Origin of the sequence: Pseudarthrobacter sp. J1763, from assembly GCF_050490295.1 — a bacterium.
Classification (GTDB): Bacteria; Actinomycetota; Actinomycetes; order Actinomycetales; family Micrococcaceae; genus JBNPEO01.
In genome coordinates this window covers 149,181-162,499 of record NZ_JBNPEN010000007.1, presented here as the reverse complement: position 1 = coordinate 162,499, position 13,319 = coordinate 149,181, and the positions used below count along the sequence as shown (strand labels likewise).

Here is a 13,319-nt window from a genome sequence, read left to right as displayed (position 1 = left end):
ACGTTGGTGTCCTCGGTGGTGGGCGGATGGGGGCTGGGATTGCGCACGCCTTCCTGGTTTCCGGCGCCATAGTTACGGTGATAGAGCGCGACGACGACGCTGTGGCAGCTGCCACCACTCGAGTTACCGAGGCGGTTGCCAAAAGTATTGAACGCGGCAAGGTTTCGGAGTCCTTTGAGGGCATCACCGCGCGGCTGAGCGTTTCCACGAACTTTGCGGCCTTGGCATCCTGTGACTTAGTGGTGGAGGCCGTTCCTGAGGATTGGGAGCTAAAGGTTGAAGCCCTGCGCAAGGTGGAGGAACAACTCGGTCCGGAAGCCATCTTGGCATCAAATACTTCTTCTTTGTCTATCAACGGTTTGGCCGCGGAATTGCAACGGCCAGAGCAGTTTGTGGGCCTGCACTTCTTCAACCCGGTTCCGGCATCCACACTCGTGGAGATTGTTCTAGGCGCCCGGACATCGGCGGCGTTGCAGGAGGCAGCCCGCGGCTGGGTGCAAGCGCTGGGCAAAACTCCTGTGGTGGTCAACGATGCACCCGGTTTTGCCTCATCGCGCTTGGGTGTGGCCATTGCTCTTGAAGCCATGCGGATGGTGGAGGCAGGGGTTGCCTCGGCCGAGGACATCGATCAGGCCATGGTGCTCGGTTATAAACACCCCATGGGCCCATTGCGGACCACTGACATTGTTGGACTAGACGTTCGGCTAGGCATTGCGCAGTACTTGCACTCCACCCTGGGCGAGAGGTTCGCGCCGCCACAGATCTTGGTGGACAAGGTCAAAGCCGGCGAACTGGGCAGGAAGACGGGCAAGGGCTTCTTTGACTGGACTGACTAGGTTGTAGGCCCCCGCCTCCGGCAAGATTGACCCATGGCCCCGAACAACCCCACAGCCCTGATCCAACCCGTCACCCTGACCGGGAAATTTGTCACCTTGGAACCGCTCTTGCCCGAGCATCACGATTCCTTGGTGCAGGCGGTGCGGGACGGGGAACTGTGGAAACTCTGGTACACCTCAGTCCCCACTCCCGAAGGCATGGCTGCGGAGATTGAGCGCCGGCTCAGTCTGCAAGAAAAGGGCACCATGCTGCCTTTTGTCACCAAGCTGAACGCCACCGGCAAACTCATCGGTATGACCACCTACATGAACATAGATGCCGCCTTGCCGCGGGTGGAGATTGGCTCAACGTGGAACGCAGCCTCAGCTCACGGGACGGGGACTAACCCGGACTCGAAGTACCTGCTGCTGAGGCACGCCTTTGAAACTCTGGGGTGCCCCGCTGTCGAATTCCGGACGCACTGGCTCAACGAGCAGTCCCGGACGGCGATTGCCCGGCTCGGGGCCAAACAGGACGGCGTGCTGCGCTCGCACACACGCAGTGCCGACGGCGCTTTGCGGGACACCGTGGTTTTCTCGATCCTTGAGCATGAGTGGCCGGCCGTAAAAATGGGTCTCGAGTATCGGCTGGCGAAACAACGGGTGACATACTAAGCCTGAGCTGTTTGTGATCCACTGAACTCTGCCCTTGGGGGAACCATGCTTGACGTTGGCCAGCGCAACCCTTGGCGGGTGAAGTCGGCAACGCTGCTGGCCACCGTTGCAGTGTTCGGATCGCTCACGTTGGCGCCAGCTGCTAGCGCCCAAACGCCCAGCCCTGAGATCGCTAGTCCTGAGGTCTCCAGCCCTGCGGTCGCCAACACTGCGCCCTCCCCAAGTGCCACTGCCCTTACTCCCACTGCCCATACTCCCACTGCGGTTATTCCCACTACCGGTACTCCGACTACCGGTACGACGGCGGAACTGGCCCAGGCGCTCGCCAAAAACTTGGGGTTGACCCTCGAGGAGTTCACGGCCGCCGGTGAGCTTGGCAAACGTGCCGCTGATTTGCGGGACACCTTCGCTAAACTTCCCGGCTTTGAAGGCATCGCGCTCCGCGCGATAAAAACGGGTGCCAACCAGACTAGCAGCGGCGCAATTAACGGCGGCGACCAAGAGATTGTGGTGACCGGTTCCGGCGCGGAGCTGCAAGCCGCCGTCGTCCGTGCAAATGCCGCTGACCCGTCAGTGCTGGTTGTCCTTGAACCCGGCACGGCCACCGCAGCGGCACCAAAAACTACAACCCCCCCCAATGCAGTGACGGACGTGCCCGTCACTGCGGCCACCGACGTTGATTCGCTCTTCGCCGCCTACGTCCGCGAAGTTGGAACAGCAGGCCTACAAGCGGTGATGTTTGCCAACGGACACTTTGTGATCCGCACCGGCCAAGCCGCCACCGGCCAAATCAACACAGGACGGATCAATGCAGGACAGATCAACGCAGCCACCTCGAAAACCGGCTCCGCCACCGGCAGCAAAAGCCCACAAGAATTTATTGCCTCCTATAGCAACGTGGAACTCCGTGAAGCCAACGGGGCAGCGCAATCGGAAGACGATCTGCTCGGCGGAGAAGGCGTCCGCATCAACGGCGATATAGCCTGCTCGGCCGGTTTCAACGCCTTCGATTCCACAGGGAAACCCACCCTTCTCACTGCCGGGCACTGCAGCGAAGATTCCACCGTGTCCAAGGTTGAAACAGTTGACCAGACTGGCGAACCCGCGGTCACCGGGAACATCTCTACCTTCGGTTCCGTCACCGGACACTTAGGCACCTTTGGATTCAGCCAGTTCGGCGGCCCGGGCAACGCCTCAGTCTCACCCACCGGCGGCACCAACCAGGTTGGCACTGACGTTTCAGTGGTCCAACAACTGGCCCCCGCTGTCACAGCACAACCGGCAGTCACAGCATGGGAAGACGCCTCGAACCTGAACAACCGCGCCCCCAAAGTCATTGGTGTCACCAAGCCCGTGGTGGGTATGCCGATCTGCCGCTCCGGCCGAACCACAGGGTGGTCGTGTGGCACGGTGCAAGAAGTCGGAGTGTTTTTGGTGGAAGGCTACCGAGGCCCAGACGACGTCCGCGCGGTAAGCGGTTTTAGCTCCAACACCGTTGAGTCCAATCCCGGCGATTCGGGTGGATCATGGATTTCCGGTGGTCGCGCGGTTGGTTTGCACTCCGCCGGTGGTTTTGGTGAAGGGATCACCCCGGGCAGCCCGCTCACCCAGTGGGCTTTTGGCGCATCATTGGTGGACGCGTTGAAAGTCATCCCCGGAGCCCAGATCCGTTTGTACTTGAACACGCCGGCGCTCCTGGGCTCGGCGGCCAAGCCGAAGTCCACGTCCTTTGCCGGCAGCAAAATCACCGGAGTGGTCACCAAGGGTGCGGGCGCCGCAGTTCCTACCGGTTCCAAGGTTCGGATTGTCTCAAGCGGCAACCTTGTGACACTCGTTGCCCTCGCGGCGGACGGGACTTTTGCCTTCAATGCACCGCAGACCACCGGCGCTTTTAGCTTCACAGCCCAGACCGTCAACGGTTTCAGCACCTCAGCAAGTGTGCCGTTCTCAGTGAACATCACCCCCGCGCCGCTCCCGGCACCAGTGCTGAGTAGCCCCGCACCGGGCGCGAAACTCACTGCCCCCGTGCAGAGTCTCAGCGGCACCGGGACCCCGGGTGCCGCCGTCGTAATTTCAATCGTTGACGGCCGGACTTTGGCTGCCGACGCTCGGCCCACAACCACAGTGAACGACGACGGCACGTGGACTATCCGCCTCGCCTCGCCATTGGGTCTGGGCCGGCATGAGGTTACTGCGCATCAGGAAGGCCTGGACCGGCCAAATTCTGCCTCGGTGAAGTGGATGTTTTCCGTGGTGAAACCGGTTCCAGTGGTGACAGCAACACCCACTGCTAGTAGCCCAGTGGTGGTGCCAGCGGGAACGGCGTCCCCGAATGCACCAAATACTGACGTACCCAACACTGATCTGCCAAACAGCGACCTTCCAAATACTGGCGCTAGCGCTGGACTGTGGGCGCTCGGCCTTGGCGGCGGAGGGCTGCTTGCTGCCGGGCTGGGCTTAGTGCGCGTGCGTCCTCGGGCCATGGCAAAGCGCTCTCACTAAAAGTTTTACGCCTTGGGTGTCATCAGCAAGTTGGTGATGCGCAGTGTGCAGAGGCGCTCGCCGGTGTGGTTGGTGATGAGCACTTCGTGGGTGGTCAGGGTTTTGCCCAAGCTAATCGGGGTGGCAGTGATGGTCACCATGCCTTCGCGCGCGGATTTGTGATGGGTTGCTGAGACGTCCACGCCCACTGCCGTTTTGCCGAGTGTGCTGGCGTGTTTGACGGCCGCCCAGGATCCAACGGCTTCGCCCACGGCAAGGGAGGCTCCGCCGTGGAGCAGCCCGAAGGATTGCCGGTTGCCTTCAACGGGCATGGTGGCGACCACGCGCTCCACGGATTCTCCGATGATTTTGACGCCCATTTTTTGATCCAGCTCGCCTAAGTGGATCTTCCAAACCTCAGTGTTCATGGCATCTCCGCTCATAGCGACTCCTTCTTCGCCGAATGGGTAGATAACGTCCCTTAGACACCCTCCAAAGCTGCATTATCTACCCACTCGGCGAGGGGAGAGAGGAGAAGGGGGCATGTTGGTGTGCTTCAGACCACAGTAATGTACGCTGAGAACATTACCGAACGCACGGTCAGTAAAGGAATGTGGCTGTGAGTCGATTCAAGCGTTGGAAGGACCACCCCACGATGCCCAGCACCACTGTGCCAGCCGCTGACCGACAAACCCTCAAGATTGTCCCGAGCTTTGTGAAGGACTCGTGGTGGGTCCCGGCTGATACCCACAAGGGAACCGAAGTTCGGGATGCGAGCACCGGTGAGGCCCTGGCCACCGTGAGCACTGAGGGGCTGGACCTGACAGAGGTGGTGAATTACGGACGCACCACGGGGCAAAAGGAATTGGGAAAGCTGACCTTCCACCAGCGCGCCCTCAAACTCAAGGAACTCGCACAGTACCTCAACGGCCGCCGTGAAGAGTTTTACACTGCATCGGCCAAAACTGGGGCCACCAAAATTGACTCGATGATCGACATCGACGGCGGCATCGGCGTCCTTTTTACTTTCGGTTCTAAGGGGCGGCGCGAACTCCCCAACTCGCAAGTCATCATCGACGGCCCGCTCGAGGTCCTCTCCAAGGACGGCTCCTTCGCCGGCGAGCACATCTACACCCGCATCCCTGGTGTTGCGGTACAGATCAACGCGTTCAACTTCCCGGTGTGGGGCATGCTAGAAAAGTTTGCGCCAGCGTTTTTGGCCGGAGTGCCCACCGTCGTCAAACCCGCCACCCCCACCGGCTATGTTGCGGCCGCCGTGGTCAAGGCAATTGTGGAATCTGGAATCCTACCGGACGGTTCACTGCAGCTGGTTTCGGGTTCGGTGCGGACCTTGCTGGACGAGTTGGATTACCGGGACCTTGTGGCGTTTACCGGCTCGGCGAGCACCGCGAATCAGCTCAAGGCACACCCCAATGTGGTCACTGGCGGGGTGCGTTTTACCTGTGAAACTGACTCGCTCAACGCTGCCATCTTGGGCCCAGACGCGGCCCAAGGCACCCCCGAGTTTGAAGCATTTATCAAAGCGGTGGTCACCGAAATGACTGCCAAGGCTGGGCAAAAGTGCACTGCCATTCGCCGGGTGCTGGTCCCCGCAGAACTAAAGGACGAGGTCGTCACAGCCATTGGTGCCCGAATTACCGAACGTGTGGTGTTGGGTGACCCGCGCGCCGAAGGTGTGAACATGGGTGCGCTGGCGTCTCTAGAACAGTTGCGTGACGTGCGTGCCGCCGTCGAAGCCATGATTGCGGCCGGCGGCGAGCTCGCTTACGGCAGCCTAGACGCGCCACGCGTGACCCGCGCTGATGGCAGCATTGATCTGGCGGCAGACGGCGCGTTTATGTCGCCGGTGCTGCTGGAATGGGCCAATGCTGAAGCGCCGGAAGTTCACTCTCTTGAAGCATTTGGGCCGGTGACTTCGGTGATCACGTATAGCGGCGTTGCGGACGCTGTGCGTTTAGCCGCAAAGGGTGGAGGGTCTTTGGTGGCCTCGGTGTGCACCAATGATCCTGATATTGCCCGTGAACTCGTCACCGGGATCGCTGCCCACCATGGGCGCGTGCACCTGTTGAACCGTGAGGATGCGCGCAGCACTACGGGTCACGGCTCGCCCGTACCGCATTTGGTTCATGGTGGGCCTGGCCGGGCTGGTGGTGGTGAGGAACTCGGTGGCATCCGCTCAGTCCTGCACCACATGCAGCGTACGGCTCTTCAAGGTTCCCCCAACATGCTCACAGCCGTGACAGGTGTGTGGCATAGCGGTGCTGACCGGAACTTCACCATGGAAACCGAAGGCGAACACCCTTTCCGGAAATCCTTGACCACCCTGCGCATTGGGGATGCTATTCGTTCTGAGTTGCGCACCGTATCCCTAGCGGACATTAGCGATTTTGCTAACTCCACTGGGGACACGTTCTACGCGCACACCAACCAAGAAGCCGCTCAAGCTAACCCGTTCTTCCCGGGCATTGTGGCGCATGGTTACTTGTTGCTCAGCTGGGCTGCGGGGTTGTTTGTGGAGCCAGCGCCGGGGCCGGTGCTGGCGAACTACGGGCTGGAGAACTTGCGGTTTATTACTCCTGTGGCGGCCGGCGATTCCATCCGGGTAACTCTCACGGCCAAAAAGATCACACCCCGCGAAACTGACGAATATGGGGAAGTGGCGTGGGACGCGCTCCTGACCAATCAGAATGATGAAATCGTGGCCACCTACGACGTCCTGACCTTGGTGGAAAAGTAGCCGTGAGCCCGCGGCAAGAGCGTGCGTGGCAAGATAGCACCGTGGCTGAAAACAGTGCTGGTGAAAACAATGACGTTTTAGATCTTGATGCCCTGCTGAGTCCGGATGAGCTCCAGCTCCGGGGTAGTGTGCGCGCCTTTGTGCAAGAACGGATTAAACCCAACATTGCGCAGTGGTTCGAGGACGCACACTTCCCCTTAGAACTGGTCCCTGAGCTGGGCAAACTCGGTGTTTTGGGGATGCATTTGAAGGGCTATGGCTGCCCGGGCCGCTCCGCCGTGGAGTACGGTATTGCGGCGATGGAGCTCGAGGCGGGGGATTCGGGCATCCGGACCTTCGTCTCAGTCCAGGGCTCCCTAGCCATGACAGCGATCCACACGTGGGGCTCGGAAGAGCAAAAAAACACCTACCTTCCCTCCATGGCGCGCGGCGAGACCATCGGTTGTTTTGCCCTTACTGAGCCCACCGCCGGTTCTGACCCGAGTTCCATGGCCACCCGGGCGGTGCGCGAGGGGGACACCTGGGTTTTGAACGGTGCCAAGCGGTGGATTGGACTGGCCTCGGTAGCGCAGCTCGCCATTATGTGGGCCATGACCGACGACGGCGTCCGCGGTTTTGTGGTCCCCACAGATACGCCGGGGTTCTTGGCTACGCCGATCAGCGGCAAACTTTCCATGCGGGCCTCCATCCAGTGCGACATCACTTTGGATAACGTGCGAGTGCCTGAAACTGCCCGGCTGCCTTTTGCCAAAGGGTTACGCGGCCCGTTCGCCTGCCTGAATGAAGCTCGCTACGGGATTATTTGGGGGTCTATGGGTGCGGCCCGGGACGCGTACCAAGATGCGTTGGCGTATGCCCAGAAGCGTATGCAGTTCGACAAGCCCTTGGCGGCCTACCAGCTCAGTCAAGAGAAGCTGGTGAACATGATGCTGGAGATCCAGAAGGGCACCCTTTTGGCCATTCACTTGGGCCGCATGAAGGACGCTGGGAAGTTGACCCCGGCGCAGATTTCCTTTGGCAAACTCAATAATTGCCGCGAAGCCATCGCCGTGTGCCGGGAGGCGAGAACCTTGTTGGGCGGCAACGGGATCACCTTGGACTACTCGCCACTGAGGCACGCCAACAACCTTGAATCAGTCCGTACCTATGAAGGAACTGACGAAGTCCACACCTTGATTCTCGGCAAGGAAATCACCGGAGAAGCGGCGTTCCGTTAGGTCCTTTTATAGGCGAGGTTCAGCGGCGGGTGAGCAGACCATCGAAGGCGATGGCAACGACGTCGTCCGCTAGCTTTTGGGGCGAAAGCGAACCGCCCGGTTTGTACCATTCCACGATCGAGTTGATGGTGCCGAAGAGCAAGCGTGAGACGGTTCGCGGATCGATGTCACTGCGCAAACCGCCTTCGTCGCGCGCCGCGGAGATGAGAATAGCCACGGCATGGTCGAAGGCCCGGCGTCGCTCCAAAGCATTGCGCTCAATCTCAGTGTTACCCCGCAAACGCAGCAACAACGTGACAAAGGGAAGGCGCTCCACCAGGACAGCTACTGTCTGACGAACCACAAATTCCAGCCGATCCACCGCCGGACCCTTAACAGCATCGGGGCTAGTCAGCACGGCTTCGAGACCGCCGAGCGCGTGGTCCAACGCGAGGTTCAAGAGTTCGCCCTTGGATGGAACGTGATGGTAGATGGCGGACTTAGAGATGCCAAGATTTTCCGCCAGAATGCCCATGGATGTGGCGTCATAACCGTGGCGGTTAAACACCTCCACGGCAACGTTGAGGACGGTCTGCTGGTCGTAACCGGGGCGGCCGCGCTTGGCGGTGGGTTCAACGATGCTAGCCATCCGGATATTTTCCCACGAACCGATCAGGCCTTTGGACGGAGGTCGTAGATGCGGCGTAACTTTCCGTTGGACCGCTCCAGGGTGCCCGGCTCCACCGCGTCCACCGTGCAGGATGACCCCACGTGAATCTTGATCTGTTCACGTAAGGCGGCGCCGGCGGTTGTTCCGTGTTCGACGGCGACACCTTCCCGCCGCTCGATCCGCACCGTGAGTTGGTCCATGCGTTTGCCTTCGGGGCGGAAGTGATCTTCCCAAATGTGGCAGCCATCTTGGGTGTCCACTGATTCCCCTGCGACTCCGGGGCCCATTACCTCGGAGAGGCCGTAAATGTCGCAGGCTTTGAGATCCATGGTGGTTTCGAGTTCGTGCCGCATTTCCTCGGTCCATGGTTCCGCGCCGAGCACCACGAACTTGAGCGAGGTGGAGCGCGGATCAATACCTTGCTGGGCCATGGCGTCAGCGATGGTCAATCGGTAGGTGGGCGTAGCCAGAATAACGTCAGGTTCGAAGTCCTGGATGAGTTGGATTTGCCGTTCAGTTTGCCCGCCGGGGCAAGCATGGGGTCCGTTGCCTGAACTGTAGAGGCGTTCGTCGTTGAAGATGCCTGGTTCATCGCGTACTGCTTTCTGGTGCTATTTTTTGCTGATGGTGCGGCTGCGGCCGCGGAATTCAGCGATGAGTTCGCCGTAGGGTTCGCCACTCGTATTGGTGCCGGTGCCACTGTGGGGAGTGCCGCCGTCGTTGGTTGCGGTGCCGCTGCTTGCGCTGCCGTTGTTTACGCTGCCGTTGGTTACCTTGCTGGGGTCCGCCGCGAAAAGTTGAATGTCATAGATACCGCTGCGGCCAGCGTGGGCGCGGCGGTCCGCGATCGCGGTGATGACCTGACCTTCATGTGCGGGTTTGATGAAGTTGATGTCCACACCGGAGGCCACGGTGATGGAGTGTTCGCTGCCGGCGGCTGGGTTGCAGGCCAGAGCGAAGGTGGAGTCGGCGAAGGCGAAGATCATTCCGCCGTGCGCGATTCCGAATCCGTTGAGCATTTCTTTGCGGAGGGTCATCCGTGTGGTGGCGTGCCCGGGGCCGAGCTTGAGGACTTCGAGGCCCAGCCATGCGGAGGCGTGGTCGTTTTCGAGGATGCTGTGCGTCGTTGCAGACATGCCGTGATGCCTCTCACAATTAGTTACCGAATGGTCATTAGGTAATCCCATTGACGCGTTCAAGTCAAGGCGTCATCCCGCCGAGTGGGTAGATAACGTCCCTTTGAACCGCCGCAAAGGGACGTTATCTACCCACTCGGCGGGGAGGTGGGCGCGGGGAGACGGCGGGGAGGTGGGCGCGGGGAGACGGCGGGGAGGTGGGCGCGGGGAGACGGCGGGGAGGTGGGCGCGGGGAGAGGGCGGGAAGTGATGGGCTGGGACAGTAGGCTTGGGACAGATAGCTTTTGAGACCGAGAGGCATTCCATGGCTAAGGGTATTTACGTCAGCGCAACCTCACCCGGTTCCGGCAAGTCGCTTATTGCCCTAGGACTCGCTGACACCCTGCATCGGCACGCGGATCGGATCGGCTTCTTCAAACCTGTAGTTGATGGGGACGACGTCGACGTCGACCCTATGGTGAGCCTGATGAGCTCCCGGTTTGGTCTTGAGCCAGCCCGCTGCCGCGGCGGTCTGACCTCGGCTGAGGTCCGTTCCCTCCTTGCTGAAGGCAAACGCGACGAGATCGACGCCCGGTGCGTGGAAATCTTCGCCGAAATGTCCAGCGAATGCGACATCATCATTGTTGAGGGCACTGACCTTGCCGGGCACGACGCCGCCGTTGAGTTTGATCTGAACGCGCGCCTTGCGAACAACCTCGGCTGCCCTGTGGTCGCCGTGGTGAGCGCGAAGGGGCGCAGCCCCGAGGAGGCGGGTGACGCCGTCGAGCTGGCGCGCAAGGAACTGGTGGCGGAGAAGTGCACACTCCTGGCGTTGATGGTGAATCGCGCGGATCCGGAGCAGCTGGACGCGGTGGCTGCGGCCGTGAAGCCGGGCGCATCCGGCCGGCCAGTCTACATTTTCCCCGAGTTGGAGGAGATTTCCCGGCCCACAACGGGTGAAGTTGCCACCACGATTGGGGTGCGGCAGATTGCCGGGCACGCCGATATGGAGCGCGATGTCCGGGCCATTCAGGTGGCCGCCATGAATGTGGGAAATTTCCTTCACGTGCTGACCGACGGCTCCTTGGTGATTGTTCCCGGTGACCGTGCAGACGTGATGGTTGCGTGTTTGGCTTCCTCGTTCAGCCCCGAATTCCCAGTTCCGTCAGGCCTGATTTTGACCGGCGGTCTGAGCCCGGATGCCAACATTTATCCCTTGTTGGCGCAGGCCCCGTTCCCAGTGTTTGCCTCGCCGGAGGACACCTATGTCACGGCCAAGCGGGTGTCTGAGGTGCGTAGCGAGATCTGGACCGGGCATCGGCGGAAGGTGGCTTCGGCGTTGGGCCTCTGGTCCCGCCGCGTAGACGAAAACGAGCTGATGGAGCGCCTGCACTTGCCACGGGCCGAGCGGATGACGCCCCTGCGTTTCTTGCACGAGCTGATTGAGCGGGCACGTTCCAAGCGCAGGCACATTGTGCTGCCGGAGGGTACGGATGTGCGGATCTTGCGTGCTGCCGAGATCCTGCACCGCCGTGACGTGTGCGATCTAACGTTGCTGGGAAGTGAAGCCGAGGTGCGCGAACTCGCCTCAAGCAACGGGATTGACCTAGCCGGTGTGGCCATCATTGACCCGGCAAACAGCGAGCTGCGTCAAGAATTCGCCGAGAAGTACGCCGAGCTGCGCGCCCACAAGGGCGTTGATTTGGCCCGGGCGCTTGAAGTCATGCTGGACGTCAGCTACTTCGGAACCATGATGGTTCAGCTCGGTGTGGTGGACGGAATGGTTTCCGGTGCCGCGCACACCACCGCCCACACCATCCGCCCGGCGCTCGAGTTCGTGAAGACCCGCGATGGCGTGAAGATCGTCTCCTCGGTGTTTTTGATGCTGATGGAGGACCGCGTGCTGGTCTATGGCGACTGTGCCGTGAACCCGGACCCCACCGACGAGCAGCTCGCGGACATCGCGCTGGCCTCCGCCGAGACAGCCGCCCAGTTTGGCGTGGAACCGCGCGTGGCCATGCTGTCCTATTCCACCGGAGGTTCGGGTTCTGGTGAGGCGGTGGAGGAGGTGCGCCGCGCCACGGAAATGGTGCGTTCTCGCCGCCCTGAGCTCGCCGTTGAAGGGCCTATCCAGTACGACGCCGCCGTGGACGCATCGATTGCGGCCTCCAAAATGCCGGGTTCTTCAGTCGCTGGCCAGGCGACCGTGTTCATCTTCCCTGACCTGAACACCGGCAACAACACCTACAAGGCGGTGCAACAGTCCTCGGGGGCTGTCGCCGTCGGGCCGGTTCTGCAGGGTTTGCGCAAGCCTGTCAACGATCTTTCGCGCGGCTGCACGGTCGAGGACATTGTCAACACGGTGGCTATCACGGCCATCCAGGCTCAGGAGGCCTAATGCTAGTTTTGGTGATCAATTCGGGGTCGTCCTCGCTGAAGTATCAGGTCCGCGACGTTGAGGTGGGGACTATTCTCACCGATGGACTAGTGGAGCGTATCGGCGATTCCGGCGCCGGTGGCCCGGCCGATCACGTTGAGGCGATTGACCGTGTGATGTCCACGCTGGAAGGCGAGTTGGGCGGGCGGGCGCTGGACGCCGTCGGGCACCGGGTGGTTCACGGCGGCGAGCGTTTTGGCGAGCCAGTGTTGATCAACAACGAAGTCACCCGTGCCATTGAACGCCTCAACCCGCTGGCTCCGCTGCACAATCCGGCCAGCGTTTTGGGCATCCGTGCCATCACCCGCGAGTACCCTGACCTCCCGCAGGTGGCCGTTTTTGATACCGCATTCCACCGCACCATCCCCGAGCATGCCTGGCGATACGCGGTCCCGGATGAGCTGTACACACTGCATGGGATCCGGCGTTATGGTTTCCACGGCACCTCGCACCAGTACGTTGCGGCGCGGGCTGCGGCGCTGCTGGGGCTGGGTGTTGACGAGTTCGACGGCGTGATCGCCCACTTGGGCAACGGCGCCTCCGTCACGGCGATCCAGGGCGGAAAATCCGTGGACACCTCCATGGGCTTCACCCCGCTCGAGGGCCTCGTTATGGGGACTCGTTCTGGCGATCTTGACCCGTCGATCTTGGTCTTTTTGGGCCGGGCCGGGTGGTCGCCCGAGGACATTGACACCGCCCTGAACCGCGAATCGGGATTGTTGGGCTTGGCCGGCAATAACGACATGCGCTCCGTGGTGGAAGCCGCCGAGTCCGGGGATGCGCGTTCGGCCATGGCGCTTGCCGTGGCCAGTTACCGGCTGTCCAAGTACATCGGCGGTTATCACGTGGCCGTGGGCGGGGCCAAGGCCGTGGTGTTCACCGCGGGGATCGGCGAGAACTCGCACCAGTTCCGGGCGCTCGTGGGGGAGCGTTTGGGTGCCTTGGGTATAGAGCTCGACGCCGAAGCGAACCTTGTGCGATCCAAGGAACCTCGCGTGATTTCCACCGCCAGCTCCGCGATCCCGGTGTTGGTGGTTCCCACCGACGAGGAACGGGCCATCGCTGAGGCGACTGCCGCCGTCGTAAGTTCTTCTCGGTAGACCAACACCCGCGAGGTCGGTGCTTCGCGTCGATACCCCCGCAAATTTACGGGCACCTCGGCGCTATGCACC

At 61.2% G+C, this 13,319-nt stretch carries 10 protein-coding genes and 1 pseudogene; 7 read left to right on the top strand and 4 right to left on the bottom strand.

Annotation, left to right across the window (positions count from 1 at the left end):
- Positions 1-26: 26 nt before the first annotated feature.
- The 3 genes from ACQQCD_RS09240 to ACQQCD_RS09230 are packed head-to-tail and all read left to right on the top strand — an operon-like array spanning position 27 to position 3,992.
- The gene (locus tag ACQQCD_RS09240) at positions 27-836 is read left to right on the top strand and encodes a 3-hydroxyacyl-CoA dehydrogenase family protein (protein ID WP_430268134.1); all 810 of its coding nucleotides are present in this window, start codon (positions 27-29) and stop codon (positions 834-836) included.
- Between the two features lie 33 nt (positions 837-869).
- Positions 870-1,490 (top strand): GNAT family N-acetyltransferase, encoded by a 621-nt coding sequence (locus ACQQCD_RS09235; protein WP_430268088.1) that lies wholly within the window; start codon positions 870-872, stop codon positions 1,488-1,490.
- A 45-nt stretch (positions 1,491-1,535) separates the two neighbouring features.
- Positions 1,536-3,992 carry a S1 family peptidase gene (locus tag ACQQCD_RS09230; RefSeq protein WP_430268087.1) on the top strand — a complete coding sequence of 819 codons (2,457 nt, stop codon included), beginning with the start codon at positions 1,536-1,538 and terminating at the stop codon, positions 3,990-3,992.
- A gap of 5 nt (positions 3,993-3,997) precedes the next feature.
- On the opposite strand, the gene ACQQCD_RS09225 is transcribed toward ACQQCD_RS09230, so the two are convergent.
- Complete coding sequence (locus tag ACQQCD_RS09225; protein ID WP_430268086.1) at positions 3,998-4,414, bottom strand: PaaI family thioesterase; 417 nt, start codon at positions 4,412-4,414, stop codon at positions 3,998-4,000.
- Between the two features lie 212 nt (positions 4,415-4,626).
- Here ACQQCD_RS09225 and paaZ point away from each other — a divergent pair, with 212 nt between their 5' ends.
- Positions 4,627-6,729 carry a phenylacetic acid degradation bifunctional protein PaaZ gene (paaZ, locus tag ACQQCD_RS09220; protein ID WP_430268133.1) on the top strand — a complete coding sequence of 701 codons (2,103 nt, stop codon included), beginning with the start codon at positions 4,627-4,629 and terminating at the stop codon, positions 6,727-6,729.
- A 41-nt stretch (positions 6,730-6,770) separates the two neighbouring features.
- The gene (locus ACQQCD_RS09215; RefSeq protein WP_430268085.1) at positions 6,771-7,946 is read left to right on the top strand and encodes an acyl-CoA dehydrogenase family protein; all 1,176 of its coding nucleotides are present in this window, start codon (positions 6,771-6,773) and stop codon (positions 7,944-7,946) included.
- Between the two features lie 19 nt (positions 7,947-7,965).
- On the opposite strand, the gene ACQQCD_RS09210 is transcribed toward ACQQCD_RS09215, so the two are convergent.
- From ACQQCD_RS09210 to ACQQCD_RS09200, 3 genes and pseudogenes are all read right to left on the bottom strand, one after another.
- Positions 7,966-8,574 carry a TetR/AcrR family transcriptional regulator gene (locus ACQQCD_RS09210; RefSeq protein WP_430268084.1) on the bottom strand — a complete coding sequence of 203 codons (609 nt, stop codon included), beginning with the start codon at positions 8,572-8,574 and terminating at the stop codon, positions 7,966-7,968.
- Between the two features lie 23 nt (positions 8,575-8,597).
- Positions 8,598-9,158: pseudogene (locus tag ACQQCD_RS09205) on the bottom strand (phenylacetate--CoA ligase); the annotation flags it as partial.
- 48 nt (positions 9,159-9,206) lie between these two features.
- Positions 9,207-9,731: a hotdog fold thioesterase gene (locus ACQQCD_RS09200; protein ID WP_430268083.1), complete on the bottom strand. Its 525-nt coding sequence runs from the start codon at positions 9,729-9,731 to the stop codon at positions 9,207-9,209.
- A 304-nt stretch (positions 9,732-10,035) separates the two neighbouring features.
- Here ACQQCD_RS09200 and pta point away from each other — a divergent pair, with 304 nt between their 5' ends.
- Positions 10,036-12,108: a phosphate acetyltransferase gene (pta, locus tag ACQQCD_RS09195; RefSeq protein ID WP_430268082.1), complete on the top strand. Its 2,073-nt coding sequence runs from the start codon at positions 10,036-10,038 to the stop codon at positions 12,106-12,108.
- Positions 12,108-13,247 (top strand): acetate kinase, encoded by a 1,140-nt coding sequence (locus ACQQCD_RS09190; protein WP_430268081.1) that lies wholly within the window; start codon positions 12,108-12,110, stop codon positions 13,245-13,247. The genes pta and ACQQCD_RS09190 overlap by 1 nt, the downstream gene beginning before the upstream one ends.
- The last annotated feature ends 72 nt before the right edge of the window (positions 13,248-13,319 follow it).

Coding starts and splice junctions, on each gene's coding strand:
- ACQQCD_RS09240 (WP_430268134.1), top strand. CDS start 27: ATGGGGGCTGGGATTGCGCACGCCTTCCTGGTTTCCGGCGCCATAGTT.
- ACQQCD_RS09235 (WP_430268088.1), top strand. CDS start 870: ATGGCCCCGAACAACCCCACAGCCCTGATCCAACCCGTCACCCTGACC.
- ACQQCD_RS09230 (WP_430268087.1), top strand. CDS start 1,536: ATGCTTGACGTTGGCCAGCGCAACCCTTGGCGGGTGAAGTCGGCAACG.
- ACQQCD_RS09225 (WP_430268086.1), bottom strand. CDS start 4,414: ATGAGCGGAGATGCCATGAACACTGAGGTTTGGAAGATCCACTTAGGC.
- paaZ (WP_430268133.1), top strand. CDS start 4,627: ATGCCCAGCACCACTGTGCCAGCCGCTGACCGACAAACCCTCAAGATT.
- ACQQCD_RS09210 (WP_430268084.1), bottom strand. CDS start 8,574: ATGGCTAGCATCGTTGAACCCACCGCCAAGCGCGGCCGCCCCGGTTAC.
- ACQQCD_RS09200 (WP_430268083.1), bottom strand. CDS start 9,731: ATGTCTGCAACGACGCACAGCATCCTCGAAAACGACCACGCCTCCGCA.
- pta (WP_430268082.1), top strand. CDS start 10,036: ATGGCTAAGGGTATTTACGTCAGCGCAACCTCACCCGGTTCCGGCAAG.
- ACQQCD_RS09190 (WP_430268081.1), top strand. CDS start 12,108: ATGCTAGTTTTGGTGATCAATTCGGGGTCGTCCTCGCTGAAGTATCAG.